Here is a 24,389-nt window from a genome sequence, read left to right on the forward strand (position 1 = left end):
TAGATGGCCTTACTAGAAGCAAAGCACCTTGCAAAAAGCTATAAAAAACGCAAAGTTGTAAAAGATGTATCAATTTCTGTTGAATCAGGACAAGCGGTTGGTCTATTAGGACCAAACGGAGCAGGGAAAACCACTTGCTTCTATATGATTGTTGGCATGGTAGCAAATGACGCTGGCGGCATTTTTATTGATGGCGTAGATATAACCCACGACGCAATGCATACACGTGCACAAAAAGGCATTGGCTACCTTCCTCAGGAAGCATCTATTTTCCGAAAGATGTCGGTAGAAGATAACATATTAGCTATCTTAGAAACCCGAAAAGAGCTAAATAAAAGCCAACAACAAGAGAGACTTGAGACTCTTTTAGAAGAGTTTCACATTACTCATATACGCACCAACTTAGGCATGGCATTGTCTGGAGGAGAACGTCGTAGGGTCGAAATTGCAAGAGCACTTGCAATGAACCCAAAATTCATCCTTCTAGATGAACCATTTGCTGGTGTAGACCCTATTTCTGTTGGTGACATAAAGCTCATCATCAAACATCTGCAAGAAAGTGGTATAGGTGTATTGATCACCGATCACAACGTCAGAGAGACCCTCGACATCTGCGATAAAGCCTATATTGTTGGCAATGGCTACATCATTGCGTCAGGTGATGCTAGTACTGTCATCAACAATGAACAGGTTAAAAAGGTCTATTTAGGCGACGACTTCCGTCTGTAACCCCTTATCATTGCTGTAGAAAGGGAGTAGTATGCACAACTCGTTCCAATTCATTCAAACAAAAAGAGTTGCTCCATGAAGCAGTCTTTACAATTAAAGCTAGGTCAACAGCTAACCATGACCCCCCAACTGCAGCAAGCAATACGCTTACTGCAGCTTTCTACGTTGGATTTAAAGCAAGAGATCCATGAATTTCTAGAGTCTAACCCGCTCCTTGAGCTTGATGATGACGAGCAAACTCATAACGATATCCCTGCTAGCATTGAATCAAAGAGCGAAACAGAAATACCTCTAGACAACGGTGAAGAAGCGCGCGTAGAGTCTGAATGGACGGAAAGCATCCCCGAAGAACTGTCTATAGATAGTAATTGGGATGACACCTACCAAAGTTCAGCAGCGGTGAGTGACAGCCACAGTTTTGAAGGCGATAGCGATTTTGAAAGCCGCAATGCTCCAGCCGAAAGCATTCAAGACCATCTTATTTGGCAGTTAAACCTCACCCACATGTCAGATAGAGACCTCGAGATTGCCTATGCCATCATTGAATGTGTTCAGCCTGATGGCTACTTAAGCATTACCCCTGACGACATCTGCGAATCACTCAGCATTGAACTTGAAGACTTAGAAATGGAAGAAGTCATTGCTGTTCAACATAGACTACAGCGCTTCGACCCCGTCGGTGTATGCTCTATTGATTTACGCGATTGCCTATTAGTGCAATTAGAGGCTTTTCAAACACATCCTCTATTTAAAAGCACATATAACCTTATTGACCACTATTTACCCCTATTGGGTAATAGAGATTTTGCGCAATTAAGCCGCAAAACTAAATTAAAAGACGAAGCCCTAAAAGAAGTCATTAACCTAATCCAGCAACTAAACCCGCGCCCAGGTTCTGTTATTGATGCGGATGATACAGATTACGTGATTCCTGACGTATCAGTTAAAAAGCGCAACGACGTATGGCAAGTTGAATTAAACAATGACGCTCTTCCACCAATAAAAATCAATGAAACCTATTCAGCGATGGCAAGTACAGCTACAACAGCTGAAGATGCTTCTTACATCAAAAACTCTCTACAAGAAGCAAAATGGTTCATGAAAAGCTTGCAAAGCCGCAACGAGACACTGCTAAAAGTAGCCAGTTGCATTGTTAGCAGACAAATCGATTTTTTCGAGCTTGGTGAAGAAGCGATGAAACCAATGGTACTTCATGACGTAGCTGAAGAAGTAGGCATGCATGAATCGACCATATCTAGGGTGACTACTCAAAAATACATGCATACGCCCAAAGGCATATTTGAGCTAAAATATTTCTTTTCTAGTCATGTTAATACGGCATCCGGCGGTGAATGCTCTTCGACAGCAATCAGAGCCATGATCAAAAAGCTTGTTGCCGATGAACCTGCTAAAAAACCTTTAAGTGATAACAAGTTAGCTGCCATTCTGGCAGATCAAGGCATACAAGTTGCTAGACGAACTGTAGCCAAATATCGTGAGGCGATGAACATCCCTCCTTCCAATGAACGCAAACGACTGATCTAAACGGAAAGCATTTTATCATGTCATTGAAATCATTATTAAAAGCAGACCTCGTTCTCGCAAAGCAAGATATCATTAGCAAAAAACGCGTATTAGAAAACCTCGCGGAAGTAGCATCTAACCGACTTCACTGTGATAACGAAGCGGTTTATGACGCCCTGCTAGGTCGAGAAAAACTTGGAAGTACCGGTATAGGCAATGGAATAGCAATTCCACATTGTAGACTAGAGTCTGCAAATCATACTGCCATAGTCGTGATGTCCTTACAGACACCTATCGATTTTGACTCGATAGACAAGCGAGCTGTCGATCTAATATTTGCTTTGATTGTTCCGCCACATGAGTGCGACCAACATCTTGCAACATTAGCTCAAATAGCAGAATTAGCACAGTCTCCAGAGTCATTAGACAAGCTGCGTACAGCCCAAAATAACGAAGAGCTATTCAATATTTTTAACTCATTAGTATAGGTATAGAGCATGCTGGAAGAGTCTATTGTTATTATAAACAAGCTTGGCTTGCATGCCCGTGCTGCAGGCAAACTCATTGAAACAACCACACGCTTTTCTTGCGATATCACCATAGAGAAAGACGGCCGTAATGTGGATGGAAAAAGCATCATGGCAATGATGATGCTCGCTGCAGGAAAAGGCACCGAAATAAACATAAAAGCAAATGGTGAAGACGAACAAGACGCTATTAACGCGATTGTTGAATTAATTAACAATCGCTTCGGTGAAGATGAGTAAAGAGCACCATGTCGGAGCAAAACACCCTTAATCATTTGCAGACAGTTACCGAGTCCCTTGAGACCGGTGCTACGATGCAAATACGCTACCTACTTAACGGTGCCTTGCCTGCACAAGATGTTGCGCGACTACTAGAATCTTCCCCACCAAAAGAGCGCAAGCTCTTATGGGAACTCATCGAAGACAAAAACGAAGGCGAAGTATTACAGTATCTACCCGAAGATATTGGTGTTCAATTCATGAAAAACATGAACACAGAACGCCTAATCGCCGTCTCTGAACATTTCGAAAGCGATGACCTAGCTGACTTACTGCAACACCTACCAGAAAAAATTGTAAAAGAAGTTCTTGCGTCAATGACGGCGCAGGACAGAACAAGAGTCGAAGATTTATTAAGCTATTCAGAGGATTCTGCTGGCGGCTTAATGAACACGGATACAATAACAATTCGTCCAAACATTACCGTTGACATTGTTTTTCGCTATCTACGCAGGCACGCAAAAATCCCAGATATGACCGATAACCTATTGGTCGTAAGCCGCTCAGACAAACTGCTAGGCACATTGTCCCTTACAAAGTTATTAGTTTCCAACCCAAGCGCAACCGTGCGTGATATTATGGAAACAGAGTTTACCGCTATCAATGCAGAAACTCCCGCGAGTGAAGTCGCACAGTTATTTGAGAAAATGGACCTTGTCTCAGCTCCGGTTATTGATGGTGAAAGCAGAAAATTACTTGGCCGTATCACTATAGATGACGTGGTTGATGTTATTCGAGATGAGGCAGAACACTCCATGTTAAGCATGGCAGGCCTCGATGATGACGAAGACACCTTCTCCCCTATTATGAAAACCACCAAACGTCGTGCTGTTTGGCTAGGTATAAACCTTATTACTGCATTTATTGCCTCCTATGTTATTGGTCTATTTCAAAACACATTGGATCAGGTGGTCGCATTGGCAATATTAATGCCTATTGTTGCCAGCATGGGCGGCATCGCTGGCTCACAAGTACTCACACTGGTTATTCGTGGTATAGCACTCAACCAGATTGGAGCAACCAACACTCGCTGGCTTTTGAATAGAGAGCTTGTTGTAGGTCTTCTCAATGGCATTTTGTGGGCAACCGTTATCGCAGCCCTTACCGCTCTTTGGTTTGACAACATAAAGATTGCCTATATCATTGCGGGTGCCACCATAATAAACCTGCTATTTGCAGCAACCACTGGTACACTTCTGCCAATTTTCTTGAAAAAGATTGGTATCGACCCTGCCCTTGCTGGCAGCGTAATTTTGACTACCGTGACCGACGTGATTGGATTCCTTTCTTTCCTTGGTCTCGCTACTATTTTTCTAATATAGGTTCCCATGACAGACTTTGATCAATTTGAAAACGAAGAAGACATCCCTAAAAGTAAAACCCAGATCAAGCGTGAAATGGAAGCCCTGCAAGATCTAGGTAAAAAACTACTAAGCTTAAGTAAAAATCAACTTAAGAAAGTTGAGATGTCAGACACATTACGCGAAGCCTTTGTTGAAGCAGGGCGCATAAAACAACACGAAGCAATGAGAAGACATCTCCAATATATTGGCAAGGTAATGCGCACAGAAGACCACGAAGCCATTGCGCATCGTGTCGCTCTGTTTGACTCGACGTCGGCCGCTTACAATAAATTATTTCACCAACTTGAAGTAAAGCGTGATGCACTGATTGGTGAAAATAGCAAAGAGGTTTTGTCACAATACTTAGATGAAAACCCTCAGATTGAAGACATTCAATTGCTTAGGCAGTTAATTCGCCTATCACAGAAGGAAGTATCCCAAGCCTCAAACACAACAAATCGTAAAAAACTTTTCCGCTTTTTACGTGAAGCCGAAGAAAAGCGCTTGGGCCTAAAAGACTAACAAAGAAAACTAAGTCTATTGGAATTAACGACGAAAAGCTCCGGTACAGACATAACTGACCGGGGCTTTTTTAGCGAAATCTACGATGAACTAAACAGGGCATCTTTTTCCTGCAGCCATTCAGCCTTTGTTTTTCCACTTCAAAAACAAAAAAGCCAGGCTCTTCCTGCAAATCCGCCAAACACTCACCAAACGGCGAATATAAAGCACTATTACCATAAGTCTGTCTTGTTGAGTTATGCCAACCACACTGACCAACACCCAATACATAACACTGATTCTCTATTGCACGAGCAGACAACAATGTGCGCCAATGCGCCTTTCCAGTGACATAAGTAAATGCGGATGGCACTAACAATATTTCGGCCCCTAGACTTACCAGTTGTCGATATAGCTCTGGAAACCTCAAGTCATAGCAAATACTTAGACCAACTTTAAAACCATCAATGTCCAACACCTTTAATGATAATTCACCCGCTTCTATAACGTCAGATTCTTTATAAGAGGCCGCTTTATCATCGACAGCCACATCAAATAAATGAATCTTGTCATATCGTTCAAGCACTGCGCCATCCGGCCCAACTACCCAGCAAGACTGCCTCACACGCTCATTAGGAACCACACTGCCGTCAAACCTAAGAAGGGATGGATGAGAGCCAATAACGATATAGACAGAGTGCAATACAGCAAGGGCCTTAACTTCAGCAAAAATCGTAGCTTGATCTTCAGACTCAGCCAAACGACGCATGCTTTTGCCATCAAACAAAAATACGTTCTCAGGAAGGACTACGAGACGCGCACCTCCATCCAGAACAGCTGAAGTAACGAGTCGCTTAACCTCTTTAACATTGCTTCGCCAATCTTTCGTGCTCGTCAGCTGAATAGCGGCAACAGACAATCTATTTGTCATTTGACTTACCCTGTGGCTGATATCGAACTGGCGTCATAACAGGATTATTAAATGAACCTTCAACCTTATACTGAACACTCGTTACCTTCGATAACTGATCACCTATTAGCTTATCAGTTATGAACAATAAACCTGCTAATTGAGGTGTCCCCCAAATCAAACCCGCCAAAGGAAGCGTGCCAGTTAAGGGGAAAGTCGCCGTTAATTTTTCATTCAATATTTCATTCACAATATCCGCCTCACCAGCAACAACAAGCTCAGCAGTCGGAGACTTGATGGTAATTGGAGAAACCGTTTTCAAAATCCCGTCGCCAAGTGAAAGCACCCCTTTAAACTCATCATAAGTTAACCCTGGCTCATAAACATCTGAAAAATCCAACAACAAACGTCGACTTAAGGCCCCTATATTAAAGATACCTAGCGCTTTCAAAAATGGAGGTAACTCATCAACTTTACTGAAATTACCATTCGATGCCGAAAAAGCAATCCGTCCAGATACAGATTCACGATCAAAATAAAATGGGTGCCCTTTCCAACTTAACCCCACATCGATGTTGTAATTTTTAGACGTAACAATGGCCTCGTTGGAAAACTTTTGTGTTAATTCTGCAAGGTCAGCACCATCAGCAGTAATAACTAGCTCAACATTGGAAGCCTTCCCACTGTCTTGCCAAAATAAAGAACCTTTAAAACTGCCCGTTTTTAACTTAGATGAAATAGGATCAACCCTTACAACATCTCCTTCTCTGGTTATAGTTAGCTGCCAATCACCATAGGGCTTTTCATTAAAATAAAGTTGATCTACCGATAACTTCATATTGGGAATTTGCTTAGCCGAGAAAGGTGCCGCTTTACCGCTATCAGCATCATCCTCTGAAGAATCAGAATTCCAGCTTAGAAAACCAAAATTAAGATTAACCACACCATCTTTCCTTATAAAAGCAAAATTCATTTCATCTGAATTTACAAAGAGTGGCTTATCCGTAGACGAGTTATAAAGCACCTTAAAGTTATGCCAAGTATTATTTGGATTTACCACCACCCTATCCACTATAAGGTCAACACGACTCAACCAAGCAGGTAGAGCAGGAATTTCCACCGAATCAGACGTAGTATTTTCGTTTGAAAAATCAGCGATTACAGACTGCCACTCATTAACAAGAAGCTGTTTTAGATCACCACTAATCACCAAACCATTTGGTATGGTTGAACCCAGCCCTTTATGTTGCACCGTACTAACAATCAACTCGCCACCAACAAACTCTTCGTTTTGGAGCAATAACCTTGCCTTCGAAAAAGCATCGTAGCTTGCATCGATAACAAGATCGGATTCATGCTGCCTTACTTTAACTTGTAACGGCTTTACTTCACCCGATTCTTTCCCAATAGGCTCTGGCAGATCGATTTTTGCACCCAATAAATCACTATCGATAGTAAAGTCGACTTGACCCGGTTGAGATTGATTCACTGATAATTTGCCGACATAATCTGCCAAACCAGAAACTTTATTTACGGCCACATCAGTAACATTACGCCATTTAAGTACTTCCTTAACATCCACATTGCCGGAAAGATCGCCAATAACTGCCAACCCACCGCTCCCATCAGATGTTGCCATAGAAGACAACGCTAGGTGAGAGACTCCACCTAAAGCTTGCACATCAAATCCTGAATCGGTTATACCCTCACTAGAGCTGTAATTCAGCCTCCCTTCTTGAACATAACCGGTCAAGTCAAGTTCATTAATTCGCAACGAATTGTCTTTAATATCTAGCGCAAGCTGTACCTTGGGCTCCATGTCAGCTGAAAAAGGAATCGCAACATCAAATTCGCCTTTTACACGCCCCTTCAATTGCCAATTAGCAAAAGGTGACAAGACAGACTGAGCCAATGGCGTTGATTGTAATGTAGACATAACCAGCGGCGCGTCTTCATCCACTGCACCCGAAATATTTAGCCAATCCGCTCGCTCATTTATGATTGGAACCGTAACCAAAAGATCACGTATCGGTAAGTCTGCTAGCTTTGCTGAGTCCACTCGGACACTAATGCCAAAGCCGTCATATGAAAAATTGCCTTTGACATCCGTCGCTGTAGGCCAGTTTTCATCAAACGCCACATCCGTATCATTTAGCCCCATTTGCACTCGTACGTGAGGCTTAGCACCGTCAGACAAATCACTCTGCACCAATACATCAATATCAGTGATTTCTCCAGAATTAGGAAATGCCTTCTGAATCCAAGACATAACCGCTTCATCAAGCACTTTAGGCGGAATATAATCCAGTCGATCTGCAACAGATAAGTTTTGACCATGCAAATCTAAAGCAAGCCAGTCAGGCTCATTACTTCTAACCTCTAAACGAAAACCACCATCAACATCTGCACCATGACGCTGCACGAACAAATCCCGACCACTCACTAAAAATACATCTTGTTGTTGCCGCCACCCCACATAACCCGAAAGTTTATCAACCAGCCACGGCGACTCGTAAACTGTATCGAACCACAATTTGCTTCCATTACTTCGAAAATCAATATAACCATTGTCCTCAGACAAACTGAAAACGGCATTAACATTATCGGCCTGAGGAATGCCATTATAGGCGCTAACCGATGCCGACTGTAGGTTACTTAAAAACTGGAATGACCATTGATCATTTTCTCGCCATACTTGGACACTGCCATTGCTAGCCATTCCCACTGGATTTAAGCCATTCAAAATACTGAATGCGTTAGAATCTTTTGGTAAAAAATACGCTAATACCTCATGCCCCAACCCTAGATCAGCTTGATTAAAGCGAATTGTCGAACGATTTGTTAAAGACGACCAATCAAACACACCCTTGATTGCTGGGTAATTTACGCCATCACTATCCCTAACGGTTAAATCCTGCACATCAACACGAACCGCAGGCTGTTTCTGCGAGTAATGAAGCTTTACAGAAGATGTCGTGTCAAAACGCTGCCCATCCTCAAAAGCAACATTGAAATTTGTTGACTCGGCACGAACCTCATATTCTTTGCCAACAATCGCATCCAGCCATATTTCACCACCAAAATCAGCAGATGCAATTGAATATGAATTATTCGGTAATAAACTATTAATAGGTAAAGATATCTTCGGGGCATGAAGCGATGCTTTTACTCGATAGTTACCAAGTAAACCTCGCGCTTCCGCTATGCGGGCATTAATTTTGAACGGAGATTGATAGCCATCTAAAAAGACAGTTGATGTCAGCAAAGACTCATAAGACTTCTGAAATAGATACAGGTGTGGGACTCGGATTTTATGTAGGCCCAGCTGCTCGCTATTAACGTCTATTTGACCATCATAAATAGAAAAGTTTTTCTGTGCAGATAGGTAATCTAAAGCACGCTCAACCCCCACTTCATTACGAACATTGCGTGTGGGTGTGGCGCCATCTAAATGCCAAACACCATTACTCTCTTGCATCCCTAAATAGGGGCGGACAAAACGAATATAGGTAAACTGAGGACTTAAACTAAGCAGGGATTTAACAGTGTCTAAGCGAATACGCATTTCATCAATACTAACGGCGACCTTTCTATTAGCGAGGATGTTAAACCCGCTAATAGAAACAGTAGGATCGACTCCCTCTAATCCCCCATCAATGCTAGCCAACGTCACAGGATAACCAATAATTTGCTGTAAATTATTCTCGATCTGCGGACGATATCGATCCATATAAGGAAGCAGCTGCCCAACACTGAGCGCAAAAATGGCCAACAATGCTGTTAATGCAACACTCCCCCAAAAAGAAAAAAGGATCAGTTTACGCAGTATCCAACGCATCTTAGGTCCTTTTTAGTTAACGCAAAACGACATCATACTGGTCTTGCGTGTAAACAGAATCAACTTGAAAACGGATAGTTTTGCCAATGAATGCCTCTAACTCAGCAACAGCAACACTTTCTTCGTCAAGAAACCTTTCAACAACAGCACTTGCTGCCAAGACAGTGTATGTTTGTGAATTATAGGCGCGATCTGCTCTTAATATTTCCCGGAACACCTCATAACACACTGTCTCTGGTGTTTTAACAAGACCACTGCCTCGGCAGGAACGACAGGGCTCACATAAGGTTTGTCCCAAACTCTCGCGCGTTCTTTTTCTCGTCATTTCAACCAAACCAAGCTCAGAAACCCCAGTAATTTTGGTTTTCGCATGGTCCGCATCTAATATTTTTTCAAGCATACGTAGCACTTGACGCTTATGCTCTTCATCTTCCATATCAATGAAGTCTATGATGATGATACCACCTAGATTACGCAACCTAAGTTGCCGGCCTATTGCGGTGGCCGCCTCTAAATTTGTCTTGTAGATGGTTTCTTCAAGATTTCTACTTCCGACAAAAGCACCAGTATTAACATCTATAGTGGTCATGGACTCGGTTTGCTCAACAAGCAAATAACCGCCAGATTTCAATTGCACCTTACGATCTAACGCCTTATGAATTTCATCTTCAACACTGTATAAATCAAAGATCGGACGCTCACCAGGATAATACTCAATGCGATCTCTAAGGTCAGGAATAAAATCTTCAGCGAAAGAACGTAACTTGGCATAATTCTCTTTGGAATCTATTCGAATTTTTTCTGTCGAAAGTCCAACCAAATCACGCATAGTACGTAAGTGCAAAGGAAGATCTTCATAAATAACAGAAGGCGCTTTTGCATTTTGCATACGACGCTTTACAGATTGCCATAGACGAGTAAGAAACTTGATATCAGCAAGAATCTCGTCTTCACCCGCTCTTTCTGCTGCAGTTCTTAATATATAACCACTATTTTCATCTGCGTCCGTGAGCGCTTCAGAAACTAACGATTTTAAACGTTCACGCTCAACTTCATCTTCGATTCTTTGGCTCACTCCAACATGCGCCTGATCTGGCATGTAAACCAAATAGCGAGAAGGAATAGAAAGGTGAGTTGTTAGTCTCGCGCCTTTTGAACTAATAGGGTCTTTGGTCACTTGAACCACTAGAGATTGCCCTTCACGCAAATAATCACCAATTTGATCACTTGGGTTAACAGCATCACGGCTCACAACCTCTGATACATGAATAAAAGCAGCCCTTTCCAAGCCAATATCAACAAATGCCGCCTGCATACCAGGAAGAACTCGGACAACCTTGCCTTGATAAATATTACCGACAATCCCTTTACGGCTGGAACGCTCTATATAAACTTCTTGTAATACGCCGTTCTCAACTAGAGCAACGCGAATCTCCATTGGAGTAACATTAATGAGTACATCTTCACTCATGTGACATTTCCTCTAGTGAATGAATTCCGAACTGGGCTAACAACTCAGCCGTTTCATAAAGGGGCAACCCAACAACAGCAGAATAAGATCCTGACATAGAGCGCACGAAAATAGAACCCAAACCTTGAATGCCGTATGAACCAGCTTTATCTTTAGGCTCATTGGTTTTCCAATATTGATCTATTTCTACATCTGAGATATCTCGAAAACTCACATCGCTTACAACACATTCCGTAGCGACATATTCAAGATTAATATTGCACAGACAAAGGGAGGTAATGACTTGATGAGAACGACCTGACAGCCGCCTTAACATTGACCTTGAATCCTCAAGAGACTCCGGCTTACCAAGGATACAGCCGTCTACAACCACACTGGTATCTGACGCGAGAAAAATCACTGAAGAGTCAAGGTGATGATTTTGTTGCTTATATATTCTGGATGCTGCATGCGCTTTTTCCACTGCCATACGAACAACATATTCTTTCGCTTCCTCCTGCTCTTTTGGGGTTTCGTCGATGTCAGCAGGCAACACCTCAAAACGCTTAACCAAAAGACCAAGCAGCTCTTTCCTTCTCGGCGAAGCTGAAGCCAAAACAAGCATAATGTATCCCTAAAGAATAAACCTAGCGAATAGCATAAATACGGCGCACACTGCGCAATATAATAAAAGACCAAGGCCATAAAGCCCCAGTAATAACCGCAGGCATAAAAATCATTAATGTTGGCTCAGCATTACCAAGGTAATGATCAACCCAGAAGTCGACAAGCTGATTCACACTTACCAACAAACATATAAAAAAACCCTGTTGCCAACGATGATACATTCTCAACCGTTTATAAAACACGGCACAGGTATAAGCAATAATCACATAGGTTAATGAGTGCTGACCTATTATGCCGCCTTGCAATAGATCAACCATCAAACCTAGAAACCATGCCAAACCAACACCAACACGGAATGGCAAAGCAATAACCCAATATAAAATGACCAACAAAGCCCATTCAGGGCGGAACCAGACAAGATCACCAGGAAAAGGCACAGCCTCAAGCATTAAAGCGGTTAATAAGGTAATACAAAATACAAAGATAGGCTTCATGACCGTCCCGCCTTAGGCTTTTCAATAAGCATAACGTGACGGCTTCGACCTAATTGAGCTAAAGGCACAACTTCGACATCAGCATAAGCTTTGCCCTGAGTATATTTCACACTCCGAACAACACCGACTGGATAACCACTGGGGAAGCGATTATCTAAACCAGAAGTAGTGAGCACATCACCTTTTTTTATATCAACTGAACGAGGAACGCTCATCAATTCCATAATGGTGACGCTTCCAGTACCACGCAAAATCCCTCTAAAGCCAGTACGTGAAAGCTGCACAGGCACAAAGTGATTAGCGTCGGCAATTAACAATACACGACTACTATAAGCAGATGTTTCAACAACTTGCCCTAACACACCAGTCGCATCCAAGACAGGTTGACCAACATAAGCGCCAGAGGAAAACCCTTTGTCTATCATCAATCGATGACTGTAAGCACTTTGGTCAAAACCAATTACCTCAGCCATTACGATTTTTTCATCAACCCGTTGAGATGCATCTAAAAGCTCTCGCAAGCGAACATTTTCTGCTTGCAGAGATTCAAGGCGCTGCTGTCGACTGCGTAGGATTAAAATTTCAGACTGTAAAGACTGATTCTCTTTAACCAAGCCTTCCCTACTCGCAAGATGCTCACCAGCCCAATTGAACATTTTCTGAGGCGTGTTAACAACAACTTGGATAGGTGTCACAAGCAAAGTCAGATAAGGCCTTACTTGTGAAAAAGCCGAGTAACGTACATCAGCAACGATCATCGCAACAGACAAAATAACCAACACAACAAAACGTGTGCTGGATACTTTGCCACTGAAAAGAAGCGAATTATTAATGGTACGCTCCTAACGCTTATTCGTTATCTGCTGTAAACAACTCAGAAGCGTGTTTGTCCATCAACTCTAAAGCCATACCACCGCCACGAGCAACACAGGTTAACGGATCGTCAGCTATGATAACTGGTAGACCAGTTTCTTCACTGATCAAGCGATCAATTTCACGTAGCAACGCACCACCGCCAGTCAAAACCAACCCCGTTTCACCAATATCTGCAGCTAATTCTGGTGGAGATTGCTCAAGAACACCTTTAATTGCTTGTACGATCTGAGCCAATGGCTCTTGTAGCGCTTCTAGAATTTCAGTGCTGCTTAGAGTGAAAGAGCGAGGAATACCTTCAGCCAAATTACGACCACGAACATCGATCTGTAATTCTTCACCAGTATGGTAAGCCATACCAATCTCTGTTTTTATGCGCTCAGCCGTCGCATCACCAATCAAACTACCGTATTGGCGACGAACATATGTAGTAATGGCTTCATCAAAACGGTCACCACCTACTCGAATCGATTCAGATGTAACAATACCGTTCAAAGAAATGATAGCGATCTCTGTCGTACCACCACCGATATCGATAACCATGGAACCTGACGCTTCAGCAACAGGAAGACCTGCACCAATAGCCGCCGCCATAGGTTCTTCAATAATATAAACTTCGCGTGCGCCAGCGCCCAAAGCGGATTCTTTAATCGCACGTCGCTCTACTTGGGTAGATTTACAAGGCACACAAACCAAAACTCGAGGGCTTGGCTTTAACAAACTATTTTCATGAACCTTGGAGATAAAATATTGCAGCATCTTTTCTGTAACATGAAAGTCAGCAATAACACCGTCTTTCATCGGTCGGATGGCGGTAATATTACCCGGTGTACGACCCAACATGCGCTTCGCATCTGTACCAACAGACGCCACTGTTTTTTGGTTTCCATTATGACGTATAGCAACAACAGACGGCTCATCTAGCACAATTCCGCGGTCACGAACGTAAATAAGGGTATTTGCCGTTCCTAAGTCAATTGACAAATCACTTGAAAACATTCCCCTGATTTTCTTAAACATGAATTCTTACACCCTGATAATACGATACGAACAGCGTCAAAATGTAACAATGACGGGGCCAATGGGCAAGTTGATTCCGCGTAAATGTTAAAAAAGTTCCAAGGTATTTCATTGTTTAGCAAAAAAAATTAATAAATCTAAAATATGCCTTCTTTTTCACCCGCTTTGCTTTATAGCAATACCACTAAGAGATACAATGGCGGGCATTTACGATAATCAAAACATTTAGGTGGAACATGTCCATAGACAAACAAGACGTGCAAAAGATTGCACACTTGGCACGCCTCGCTCTTACTGAGGCAGACGCCGATCAATACCAACACTCTCTTTCAAGCGTTTTATCACTCGTTGAGCAAATGCAATCTGTTGATACCGATGGTGTTGAACCTCTTTCTAATCCACTTGAGATGACTCAACGCTTAAGAGAAGACATAGTCACCGAAGAAAATCGTCGTGACGCATTCTTAGCAAACGCACCTCAGACCGAAGCTGGCCTTTTCCTAGTACCGAAAGTGATCGATTAAGAGAGACAAGCATGTTCGAACAAAGCATCTCGACATTAGCGCAAAAGCTGCGCAACAAAGACATTTCAAGCGTTGAGCTAACACGCCTATTTTTAGCGCGTATCGCCAAGCTTGATCCGCAATTAAATAGTTACATTACTGTTAGCGAGCAGCGCGCTCTTGAACAAGCAGCCACAGCTGATGCACTTATTCAAAATGGCAAAGGCACTAGCCTGACCGGCATCCCTATTGCCCACAAAGATTTATTCTGCACGGAAGGCACATTAACCACGTGTGGCTCAAAAATGCTGAACAACTTCATTCCGCCTTATGAATCCACCGTAACTAGTCGCATTCAACAGGCTGGCGCAGTAATGCTAGGCAAAACCAACATGGATGAGTTCGCGATGGGCTCTTCCAATGAAAACAGCTTTTACGGTGCCGTAAAAAACCCATGGAACCTAGACATGGTCCCTGGCGGCTCTTCAGGTGGCTCTGCGGCAGCTATTGCTGCAGGACTAGCTGTTGCAGCAACAGGCACAGATACGGGCGGCTCCATTCGCCAACCCGCTTCTTTCTGCGGCATTACTGGCCTAAAACCAACCTACGGCCGTGTATCTCGCTTCGGTATGATTGCCTACGCATCCAGCCTTGACCAAGGCGGCCCAATGGCAAAAAGCGCTGAAGATTGCGCACACTTGATGCAGGCTATGGCTGGCTTTGACGAAAAAGACTCTACATCTGCAGATACGCCTTCAGAAGATTATCTAGCCAATTTGAACGCTCCGCTAACAGGCCTAAAAATCGGATTACCAAAAGAATACTTTGGCGAAGGTCTAGACTCACAAGTCGCTGACATCATTATGGCGGCAGTAAAAGAGTTTGAAAAACTGGGCGCGACGGTAAAAGAAATTTCCCTGCCAAACTTACAGCTAAGTATTCCGTCCTATTACGTAATTGCACCATCTGAAGCCTCTTCAAATCTATCTCGCTTTGATGGCGTTCGTTTCGGCCACCGCTGCGACGATCCAAAAGACTTATTAGACATGTACATGCGCTCACGTGCTGAAGGTTTCGGCACTGAAGTACAGAAACGTATCATGGTTGGCACTTATGCACTTTCTGAAGGCTACTACGATGCTTACTATCTAAAAGCACAAAAAATTCGTCGCCTGATTAAAGAAGACTTCGTTAAAGCACTTGATGAAGTCGATGTCATCATGGGACCCGTTGCACCAACTACCGCATTCGGTCTTGGCAGCAAAACAAGTGATCCAGTTGCCATGTATCTTGAAGACATTTACACCCTATCCGTTAACCTTGCAGGCATCCCAGCCATGTCTGTTCCAGCAGGCTTTGCCAATGGCATGCCGGTTGGGCTACAAGTAATGGGTAACTATTTTGCCGAAGCCAAGCTTTTAAACGTAGCGCATCAGTATCAACAAAATACAGATTGGCACTTACAAACACCAACTATGGCAAAAGGAGCATAAGCATGAACTGGGAAGTTGTTATTGGCCTTGAGATTCATACTCAGCTCTCTACAAAATCAAAGTTGTTTTCAGGCGCTGCCGTTGGCTTTGGCGCCGAACCAAACACACAAACCACACTTGTTGATCTAGGTATGCCTGGTGCATTACCTGTGTTTAACAAGGAAGCGTTACGCATGGCCGTTATGTTTGGCCACGCCATCAACGCTGAAATTGGCATGTCATCCGTTTTTGCTCGTAAAAACTACTTCTACCCGGATCTTCCAAAAGGCTACCAAACCAGCCAAATGGATCATCCTATTGTTGGTAAAGGCTATCTCGATGTAATGCTAGAAGATGGCACCACCTCTCGCGTTGGCATTACTCGCGCCCACCTAGAAGAAGATGCAGGCAAATCCTTGCATGAAGATTTCCAGGGCATGACAGGCATAGACCTGAACCGCTCTAGCACGCCTTTGCTTGAGATCGTATCTGAGCCAGATATTCGCTCAGCAAAAGAAGCCGTGGCTTACGTTAAGATGATCCACTCTATCGTAACCTACCTTGGTATTTGCGATGGCAACATGGCAGAAGGCTCTATGCGTTGCGACATCAACTTGTCACTACGCCCTAAAGGCCAGAAAGAATACGGCACACGCACCGAAATTAAGAACGTTAACTCGTTCCGCTTTATCGAAAAAGCAATCTACACCGAGATAGAGCGCCAAGCAGACATTTTGGAAGACGGCGGTCGCATCATTCAGGAAACTCGCCTGTATGATCCAGAAAAGAACGAAACTCGCAGCATGCGCTCTAAAGAAGACGCCAACGATTACCGCTACTTCCCATGCCCAGATCTACTTCCGGTAGTACTGACGCAAGAATACGTAGACGGAATTAAAGCAACACTACCAGAACTGCCAAGCCAAAAAGCGGCACGCTTCCAAAGCGAGCACGGACTAAGCGAATACGATGCCAACGTCCTATCCTCTTCGCGCGCCATGGCGGACTTTTTTGAAACAGCCAATACCATTGTGGCAGACGCTAAACTGACGGCAAACTGGGTAATGGGCGAGCTAAGCAAGCTTCTTAACCAAGAACAGCTAGAAATTGAAAACGCACCGGTTAGCGCTAAAGCATTTGGCGAGTTGCTCGTTCGAATTAAAGACAACACCATCAATGGCAAAACAGCAAAAGATGTGTTGCAAGCCATATGGAACGGCGAAGGCTCTGCCGATGAAATCATCGAAGCTAAAGGCCTAAAACAAGTGACAGATACTGGCGCAATCGAAGCCATGATCCAAACTATTTTAGACGCTAATGCCGCTCAAGTTGAGCAATACCGCGCAGCAGACGAAGACAAGCAGAAGAAAATGATCGGCTTCTTTGTTGGGCAAGTTATGAAAGCATCGCAAGGCAAAGCCAATCCAGGTTTGGTGAACCCTATACTGACCAAGATGCTGAAAGGCTAAAATCGCTCATTTACAATGCAAAAAGCCGCACCATGAGTGCGGCTTTTTTATTGTACTTGAGTTACGTAATCACACATCAAAAACTGGCGACAATTCTATCTCGACCAGAACATTTCGCTTCGTGCAAATTCTGCTCTGCTATTCGAATCAACTCCTCGAACGTATCGACTTTATCGCTGCAAATACCAACACTGAAAGCCAAACGAATTTTACCTTCCGTGAATTCCTTTAAGCGCAAAGTTTCCAAGAAAACATGTAACCTATCCTGAAATTTTTGGCCCTCTACTTTCGTGACGACACAAAATTCTTCTCCGCCAAAACGGCCAACCAGCATATCTGGAAATGCTTCAATAAACTCCCGCCCTACCGCTTCAAGCAAACTATCTCCAACAAGATGGCCATAGGTATCATTAATTTTTTTAAAATGATCAATATCTAGCATAGCGAGAGAAAGCCCTAGGGCATTATCTCGAAGCAGCTGTTCACCCTCTTCAAATAGGCTGCGGCGGTTTTTTAACTTAGTTAAAGGGTCAATGTTAGCAAGATCTCGTATGGTCTCGAGCATCTCCTGCGCCTCTAGACTATGAATAACCCGACAATGAAACTCTTCGTGATAAAAAGGCTTCTTCAGAAAATCATTCGCACCAGCCTTTATGAATTTAGCAGATAAAGCATTGTCCCCCTCTGCTGACAAACCAATAATGACTAAGTCCTGAAAACGAGAGTTATAACGAAGCATACGCACAAGGTCATAACCATTAACCAAAGGCATATTAAAATCTGTTATCAGCATGCGTATAGAAGGATCTTCCTCCAACTTAGCCAAAGCAACCTGACCATTCTCAGCCTCAACGACATTAAACCGATATTGCTCCAATAATATTTTGATAAACAAACGGCTTGTAGAGGAGTCTTCAGCAACCAGAACCTTAATGTCTCGATTACGGTCTAGTCGCTCAATCACCTTAACTACATGATTAAAAGAATAGCGACCATCCTTAGTGATATAGTCCAAAACCCCTTTATTAAGCAGCCTTAGCCGCAAGTTATCGTCAAAGTTCCCAGTCAGCACCACACAGGGAATTCTACGAGATAAAATCAGATCAACAATCTCGCCATTTGGCGCATCAGGCAAATTAAGATCAACAATCGCCGCAAAATACTCTTCACCAGAATGCGCCAATTTATCTTCAGCTTCTTTGTAACAAGTACACAAAATCGGTGTAAACAAAGCCGTTTGGGAAAGCAAATGATGGAGAACCTTCAAATCGACAGGACTGTCCTCAACGACTAATATTTTTCTTTCCTTTACCATGCTCAATTCCCAATATAAAAAGTAAGGCCATACTTTTTGAATATTTTTAAATTATCCCCTATGACCCACGATTCCGATACTCTAAAATACTTACTCTACATTATGGTTTTGTAAAAATCAGACAATACTTAACATTAACTTAATCTAACTAAATGCAAGGCGGTTCTATATATGCAATGCAGAGAAAATTGCGGAGCATGCTGTACAGCCCCATCCATAAGCTCTCCTATACCAGGTATGCCAAATGGAAAAGCCGCTGGAGAGCCTTGCATACAGCTACTTGCAGATTATCGCTGCGCTATATTTGGCGACCCCTCAAGACCAGAGGTCTGTGACAAATTTAGTGCCGAAGAATACACGTGCGGAAGTAACCGTGAAGAAGCACTCTTCATATTGACCCATTTGGAAGATGAAACTAGCCCAATCAACACAGGCTTATTAAAAAGGAAATATCAATGATACCAGCGAAGCACCTACTCCCTTTACTCTGTGTTAGCTTATTGCTCGGCGCTTGCTCAACCTCAAAAACAAGCAAACAATTCATTGTTATTCCACCAAGTGAATCGCAAATAGAAAGCAGTGTGAAGGAGCAAGTTTCATTAGCACTTAATGCGTTCACACCAGTTGCTGGGCAAGCCCTTCCAAACAACACTGTTCTTCAAGCCTATGAAGCTCGTGGCTACGAGCCTATCTGGATTCAAGACAAAAAAATCAACATGTCGATCTATAAGCTTGTTGATATTCTTGAACAATCCCTTAGCCAGGGACTAAACCCAATCCACTACCACACTGGTATTATTAAAGAATATTTGGCCCTAAAACAACCCACTCCTCAACAACTAGCCGAGATGGATGTTATTTCGACCATAGCATTAAACAGCTACGCCCATGACATTAGTAATGGGCGCTATGAACCCCAACTCATAGATCCAAATTGGCAGCTTGATGCCCCAAGCAATAACTGGAAAGACTTGCTGTACATTGATTCTGCAACAGATATGGTCAATTCATTACAACTGCTATCCCCTCGCAGCCCGCAATATCAAGTTTTACAAAAATGGCTAGTTTATTACCAAGACCTAGCAGCAAAAGAAAGCGACATCTTCGTCAACGCTGGTGTACCTTTATCCCTTGGCGATACTGGTCCAAGAGTTGCCCAACTAAGAGCGAGACTAGTACAACTTGGTGACATTCGTTTTTCCACACGCAAAGTAAATGAAGAACAGTTTGACTCTCGCCTAAAAGAATCATTGATGCGCTTTCAGCGCCGCCATCACCTAACAGCGGACGGTGCAGCAGGATCCAGAACAATAGAAATGCTTAATGTTCCACTAGAAACTAGAGCGAAGCAAATTGCTTACAACTTAGAAAGATGGCGCTGGCTGCCAAGCGAGCTAGAAGCGAACCGAGTCTGGGTCGACCTAACCAATTACACCGTCGATATGCACCTTAACGGCGAACTCACTTCAATGAAGGCAGTCATAGGAAGGCCAGACAGAAAAACCCCCGTATTCAAGGGCCTAATGACCTATATGGTTACCAACCCTACATGGCGAGTACCGCACCGTATCGCCAGAGAAAACCTTTTACCAAAACTACAAGCTGATCCAAACTATCTTGTAAAACATGGCTATAAAGTCTTCTCAAGCTGGAGTATTGGCGCAAAAGAACTTGATTCAACCAAAATCAATTGGAAAGCGATCAGTGAGGACAAGTTAGCCTTTCGCTTTGAACAAGAGCCAGACGAAGGCAATGCCCTAGGCCAGTATAAGTTTATGTTTCCAAACAAAAACGAAATTTATTTACACGACACCCCTGCTAAGCACCTTTTTCGCGAAAGCGACAGAGCATTTAGCTCCGGTTGTGTACGACTAGAGAACCCTGTTGAGTTTGCTAGAGAAATTACCAAAGGCAGCAAACAACTCAACGCTATGAACAGCTCATTGAAGAATAAAAGCAACACAGTCATCTCGCTACCTACTTACATCCCTGTGTATTTGGTTTACTTCACTGTAGTTCCAAATGCAAACGGTATGCTGGAGTTTCGTAACGATGTATACGAAAGAGACGCCTTAATGGAAGAAGCGATGGGTTACTCGCCATTCAGAGCAAGGGACTCTATTTAAAACCCTCAAAACCACCATAAAACAATGCCCGATAAGTATTATTTACTTACCGGGCATTTTTATATGTACCGCTTTCAGACTTTCAACTTCAACAACTAGCCCATTATATTATCGAACCATAATACATACTGTAACTTCTTCACGATCATGATAAAGGTGCTTTATTTGATACTGATAACCGACGCCAGCTTTTCTCAACATTGCCTCTATCATCTGTAAGCACAAAGACACTTCTTGGTAGCGTTTTTTCATTGGCAGCTTGAGGTTAAAAATTGCTCGTCTAGTCCATCCACTTGCCAACCAATTAGCCATTAATTCTGCGACTTTAATTGGTCGCTCCACCATGTCACAAACTAACCAATCTACAGTGTAAGGTGGCTCATATTTAAAACCATCTGCCTTTTCGTGCTGAACCAAACCCGTCGACATTAATTCTTTTTGCATTGGGCCATTATCAATTGCAATAACATGAATGCCTTTTTTAACAAACTGATATGTCCAGCCGCCAGGGGCCGCACCAAGATCAACCGCAGTCATACCCTCTGTTAGGTCAGACTCTCGCGTTTGTTCTGGCACAAATTGTAGAAAAGCTTCCTCCAGCTTAAGTGTTGAACGGCTTGGGCCTGCTGCAGGAAAGCGCAAACGACGAATCCCCATCGGAAACTCACTACGGCAGACCGCGTATGAAACACCTAAGTAAGCCGCCTCACCATCCAGCATAAACACATGATGACGAACACCTACCGCCTTATTACGCAACACCCCCGACTTTTTCCAGCCGTCACGCAATGGCTTTTCCAGCTTCTTAATTAAACCCGACAAAGATTTAGCTTCATTAGTGTCTGCTGTTTCAATCCAGATTTCTTCCGCAAGCGGCAATTCCCGAGCGGCCTCTAGCAAGGACTCAACTCGGCCACCCTGCTCCAACTCAATCACGTCATTCACAGCGATAATCTGGCGAGCAAATATAAGGCGGTTAAAACTCAATTGCTGAATCAAGGTTTCGCCAGCATCAGGCTGGTCAAAGTTATACACAATATAGCCAGCATCCGGCACAACTTTGGCGTACCCGTAAAAACCTTTACTGCTCGCTACTTCAGATAACTCAGCCGCACAATCTTTTTCAAAGCCTTGACGACAATAAACCAAAACATTTTTCATTCAAATTCCTTCTTAGCAAGCATTCAAGCTAGCTAAGTTAATCAATTATTTTTTAGAGGGCCATTTTAATAAAGACTCATCAAACTGAGCGCCCACAAAGTCACCTAAAGCTGATGAAAACATCGCCCCATTATTTGGTGCACAAACATAAACCTTATCCTCTCCATGCCAGTTAAACTGCAAAAAATAAGCATGAAGGTATCCTCTATCTGCCTCTTCACCACCATATCTAAGATCGCCAAAAATGGGCGAACCAATACTTTTTAATGCAACACGAATCTGGTGGGTTTTCCCCGTTAAAGGCCTAACAATGAAAACCCTAAACCCTTGAAAAGATGAAGAAAAAAACTGAGTGACAGCCATATTCTCACCTTCTTTGGTCAATTTCCACTGCCCCCTTCGACTAGGGGACATACCACCAGCGATCGTGCCTTGTTTTTTTCTAGGCTTGCGCTTTGATAACGCCAAATAGCGTTTTTCAACTGCATGCTGCTCAAACATCCTACCAAAGTCAGCCGCTGCCTTTGCGTGACACGCCACAACCAACAGACCCGACGTCATTTTATCCAATCGATGCACCGGATAAAACGTTTGCTCAGGGTAATAGGCAGACAAAGACTGCATAACTCCCATCTCTTCTGACTCTGCATGAAAGCTCATACCAGCGGGCTTATCGATCACCCAATAATCATCACAACGAAACAATATAGGAAGCAAATGAGCCCCACCACGAATAAATAAAGAAAAAATGGATTAGCCAACAAGTTTATCCACAGAGAAAGTGGACAACTCATATGTCAATACAGGGAAGTAAATATAATCTAATTTTGATAATCTGACTGCACAGAAAGGCGATTACGACCACTACGCTTCGCGACATAAAGACCTTTATCAGCTTGCGCTAGTATTTCTTCATAACGTGAAACGCCAGGGTCTATTGCAGCCAAACCGATGCTAATAGTAACAGGAATAACAATTCCATTTTCCGTCTCTATCAACATATCTTCAACAGACCGCCTCATAGCTTCCATGATATCAGCAGCGTCTTTGATGCTAGTTCCACGCATAATAACGATGAACTCTTCACCGCCGTAACGACCAATCTCATCCTGTGGCCGAATAACAGAAGCCATCATTGCAGATACTTTAGCCAGCACAAGGTCACCAGCTTCATGACCAAAGGTGTCATTAATTTTTTTAAAATGGTCCAAATCTACGATTGAGAAAACACATGATTCTCTATTGATAATTGAATCTGCAAAAATATTAACTGCATCGGCCAATACCTTTCGCCGATTAGATAACCCCGTCAGCTCATCTTTTTCAGCAAGGATACGTAAATGCTGATTAACTGACTTCAAGCGACTTATAACTAGGTTTATAACCATTGCAAAATTAAAGGTCACCGCAAAAAACACCAAGATAACGGATAACTCTTGATCTGTTGAATTAAGATACAATCCATTGGTATCGGTCAATTCACAAAGTAAAAATAACGCTAATGAGATGCCAACAACCCAATATTTCACTGCTTGTCGATCTGTTCTAAAAACAACTAAAGCATAAGCAATAACATTGACAAAAAACCAATGAAAACCGCTTTCAGTACCAAAATAAAACAAGCTGAGAATAGATGTTTGAAAAATTTTAATGATAGGCATTAAAATCTGAGCCCTAAAAAGATGCCCAATAAAATTGTATCGAAGACCCACCAAGGCAACTAGTAGACCCAAAGTAGAAAGGATGGTAATAGAGTACATTTGACGAAAGGTAAAAACAGCGATCAAAAACAAACAGCCCACACAAAAAATTATGTAAGAGAAGTTCACTACATGCTTTTGATTGAGGTCATTTCCAAATTCATCCTCAAAACCAATATTCAAAAGCGTATTTATGAATTGCTTTATCGATGAAAACACAATACCCCGTATATATTTGCCTGAAATAATTTAAATTGCGATCAAATCGCTATATTCATCACCCAATACGTACAAAAAAACAGTTTTCTATAATGTGCAGGCTAAAGCGCATACTTTACAGAAAACCAATTATTTTTTCTATAAATTAAGCCAAGTAAAAACCCTACAAAGAGGGTTTGACAACCTCCCCTCCTATCTCCTAAAAAATAACGACAATCACATGCTATCATTTTGCAAAATCAAGTAAACTTTTCGTCAAAGAATCCACTTCGTTGGCATGAAACTTGATTATTATCAATACTAAAAGCA

22 protein-coding genes are annotated in these 24,389 nt (G+C 42.7%); 11 read left to right on the forward strand and 11 right to left on the reverse strand.

What is annotated here, in order from left to right:
* The first annotated feature begins 3 nt into the window (after nucleotides 1-3).
* From lptB to yjgA, 6 genes are all read left to right on the forward strand, one after another.
* A complete protein-coding gene (gene lptB / locus DFP77_RS14285; protein WP_114412888.1) occupies nucleotides 4-729 on the forward strand; it encodes an LPS export ABC transporter ATP-binding protein in 726 nt (241 codons plus the stop codon).
* A gap of 75 nt (nucleotides 730-804) precedes the next feature.
* On the forward strand, nucleotides 805-2,274 hold the full coding sequence (locus DFP77_RS14290) for an RNA polymerase factor sigma-54 (protein ID WP_114412889.1): 1,470 nt from the start codon (nucleotides 805-807) through the stop codon (nucleotides 2,272-2,274).
* A 17-nt stretch (nucleotides 2,275-2,291) separates the two neighbouring features.
* Nucleotides 2,292-2,741 (forward strand): PTS IIA-like nitrogen regulatory protein PtsN, encoded by a 450-nt coding sequence (gene ptsN / locus DFP77_RS14295; protein ID WP_114412890.1) that lies wholly within the window; start codon nucleotides 2,292-2,294, stop codon nucleotides 2,739-2,741.
* Nucleotides 2,742-2,750: 9 nt separating this feature from the next.
* Nucleotides 2,751-3,020, forward strand: coding sequence for an HPr family phosphocarrier protein (locus tag DFP77_RS14300; protein WP_114412891.1), 270 nt, complete (start codon nucleotides 2,751-2,753; stop codon nucleotides 3,018-3,020).
* Between the two features lie 8 nt (nucleotides 3,021-3,028).
* Nucleotides 3,029-4,381: a magnesium transporter gene (gene mgtE, locus DFP77_RS14305; protein ID WP_114412892.1), complete on the forward strand. Its 1,353-nt coding sequence runs from the start codon at nucleotides 3,029-3,031 to the stop codon at nucleotides 4,379-4,381.
* A 6-nt stretch (nucleotides 4,382-4,387) separates the two neighbouring features.
* The gene (yjgA, locus tag DFP77_RS14310; protein ID WP_114412893.1) at nucleotides 4,388-4,924 is read left to right on the forward strand and encodes a ribosome biogenesis factor YjgA; all 537 of its coding nucleotides are present in this window, start codon (nucleotides 4,388-4,390) and stop codon (nucleotides 4,922-4,924) included.
* Nucleotides 4,925-4,994: 70 nt separating this feature from the next.
* On the opposite strand, the gene DFP77_RS14315 is transcribed toward yjgA, so the two are convergent.
* The 7 genes from DFP77_RS14315 to DFP77_RS14345 form a co-directional block, all read right to left on the reverse strand.
* Nucleotides 4,995-5,834 (reverse strand): carbon-nitrogen hydrolase family protein, encoded by an 840-nt coding sequence (locus DFP77_RS14315; protein WP_114412894.1) that lies wholly within the window; start codon nucleotides 5,832-5,834, stop codon nucleotides 4,995-4,997.
* The gene (locus tag DFP77_RS14320; protein WP_114412895.1) at nucleotides 5,824-9,651 is read right to left on the reverse strand and encodes a YhdP family protein; all 3,828 of its coding nucleotides are present in this window, start codon (nucleotides 9,649-9,651) and stop codon (nucleotides 5,824-5,826) included. The genes DFP77_RS14315 and DFP77_RS14320 overlap by 11 nt, the downstream gene beginning before the upstream one ends.
* Before the next feature lie 16 nt (nucleotides 9,652-9,667).
* Nucleotides 9,668-11,122, reverse strand: coding sequence for a ribonuclease G (gene rng / locus DFP77_RS14325; RefSeq protein ID WP_114412896.1), 1,455 nt, complete (start codon nucleotides 11,120-11,122; stop codon nucleotides 9,668-9,670).
* The gene (locus tag DFP77_RS14330; RefSeq protein ID WP_114412897.1) at nucleotides 11,115-11,726 is read right to left on the reverse strand and encodes a Maf family protein; all 612 of its coding nucleotides are present in this window, start codon (nucleotides 11,724-11,726) and stop codon (nucleotides 11,115-11,117) included. The genes rng and DFP77_RS14330 overlap by 8 nt, the downstream gene beginning before the upstream one ends.
* A gap of 22 nt (nucleotides 11,727-11,748) precedes the next feature.
* On the reverse strand, nucleotides 11,749-12,222 hold the full coding sequence (mreD, locus tag DFP77_RS14335; RefSeq protein WP_114412898.1) for a rod shape-determining protein MreD: 474 nt from the start codon (nucleotides 12,220-12,222) through the stop codon (nucleotides 11,749-11,751).
* Nucleotides 12,219-13,004, reverse strand: coding sequence for a rod shape-determining protein MreC (mreC, locus tag DFP77_RS14340; protein ID WP_258861173.1), 786 nt, complete (start codon nucleotides 13,002-13,004; stop codon nucleotides 12,219-12,221). Before mreC ends, mreD begins: the two co-directional genes overlap by 4 nt.
* 67 nt (nucleotides 13,005-13,071) lie before the next feature.
* On the reverse strand, nucleotides 13,072-14,115 hold the full coding sequence (locus DFP77_RS14345; protein WP_110573027.1) for a rod shape-determining protein: 1,044 nt from the start codon (nucleotides 14,113-14,115) through the stop codon (nucleotides 13,072-13,074).
* A 236-nt stretch (nucleotides 14,116-14,351) separates the two neighbouring features.
* On the opposite strand from DFP77_RS14345, the gene gatC reads away from it, so the two are divergent.
* The 3 genes from gatC to gatB are packed head-to-tail and all read left to right on the forward strand — an operon-like array spanning nucleotide 14,352 to nucleotide 17,559.
* Nucleotides 14,352-14,639, forward strand: a complete 288-nt coding sequence (gene gatC / locus DFP77_RS14350) for an Asp-tRNA(Asn)/Glu-tRNA(Gln) amidotransferase subunit GatC (protein ID WP_110573030.1) — start codon at nucleotides 14,352-14,354, stop codon at nucleotides 14,637-14,639.
* Between the two features lie 11 nt (nucleotides 14,640-14,650).
* Entirely contained in the window at nucleotides 14,651-16,111 is a 1,461-nt protein-coding gene (gene gatA, locus DFP77_RS14355; RefSeq protein WP_114412900.1) for an Asp-tRNA(Asn)/Glu-tRNA(Gln) amidotransferase subunit GatA, read from the forward strand.
* A gap of 2 nt (nucleotides 16,112-16,113) precedes the next feature.
* Complete coding sequence (gene gatB / locus DFP77_RS14360; RefSeq protein ID WP_114412901.1) at nucleotides 16,114-17,559, forward strand: Asp-tRNA(Asn)/Glu-tRNA(Gln) amidotransferase subunit GatB; 1,446 nt, start codon at nucleotides 16,114-16,116, stop codon at nucleotides 17,557-17,559.
* A gap of 76 nt (nucleotides 17,560-17,635) precedes the next feature.
* On the opposite strand, the gene DFP77_RS14365 is transcribed toward gatB, so the two are convergent.
* Nucleotides 17,636-18,874 carry a GGDEF domain-containing response regulator gene (locus tag DFP77_RS14365; RefSeq protein ID WP_114412902.1) on the reverse strand — a complete coding sequence of 413 codons (1,239 nt, stop codon included), beginning with the start codon at nucleotides 18,872-18,874 and terminating at the stop codon, nucleotides 17,636-17,638.
* A gap of 171 nt (nucleotides 18,875-19,045) precedes the next feature.
* On the opposite strand from DFP77_RS14365, the gene DFP77_RS19870 reads away from it, so the two are divergent.
* Together DFP77_RS19870 and DFP77_RS14370 are read left to right on the forward strand one after the other, a co-directional pair.
* Nucleotides 19,046-19,333 carry a YkgJ family cysteine cluster protein gene (locus DFP77_RS19870; protein ID WP_239544138.1) on the forward strand — a complete coding sequence of 96 codons (288 nt, stop codon included), beginning with the start codon at nucleotides 19,046-19,048 and terminating at the stop codon, nucleotides 19,331-19,333.
* On the forward strand, nucleotides 19,330-21,000 hold the full coding sequence (locus tag DFP77_RS14370) for a L,D-transpeptidase family protein (RefSeq protein WP_114412903.1): 1,671 nt from the start codon (nucleotides 19,330-19,332) through the stop codon (nucleotides 20,998-21,000). Before DFP77_RS19870 ends, DFP77_RS14370 begins: the two co-directional genes overlap by 4 nt.
* Nucleotides 21,001-21,108: 108 nt before the next feature.
* Here the strand turns inward: DFP77_RS14370 and rlmM are convergent, their stop codons facing one another.
* The 3 genes from rlmM to DFP77_RS14385 form a co-directional block, all read right to left on the reverse strand.
* The gene (rlmM, locus tag DFP77_RS14375) at nucleotides 21,109-22,161 is read right to left on the reverse strand and encodes a 23S rRNA (cytidine(2498)-2'-O)-methyltransferase RlmM (RefSeq protein WP_114412904.1); all 1,053 of its coding nucleotides are present in this window, start codon (nucleotides 22,159-22,161) and stop codon (nucleotides 21,109-21,111) included.
* 45 nt (nucleotides 22,162-22,206) lie between these two features.
* Nucleotides 22,207-22,878, reverse strand: a complete 672-nt coding sequence (locus DFP77_RS14380; RefSeq protein ID WP_114412905.1) for a TIGR01621 family pseudouridine synthase — start codon at nucleotides 22,876-22,878, stop codon at nucleotides 22,207-22,209.
* Nucleotides 22,879-22,982: 104 nt separating this feature from the next.
* Nucleotides 22,983-24,044 carry a GGDEF domain-containing protein gene (locus DFP77_RS14385; RefSeq protein ID WP_258861174.1) on the reverse strand — a complete coding sequence of 354 codons (1,062 nt, stop codon included), beginning with the start codon at nucleotides 24,042-24,044 and terminating at the stop codon, nucleotides 22,983-22,985.
* Nucleotides 24,045-24,389 lie beyond the last annotated feature (345 nt).

The sequence above is a fragment of the Marinomonas foliarum genome (assembly GCF_003337275.1).
GTDB classification, from domain to species: Bacteria; Pseudomonadota; Gammaproteobacteria; order Pseudomonadales; family Marinomonadaceae; genus Marinomonas; species Marinomonas foliarum.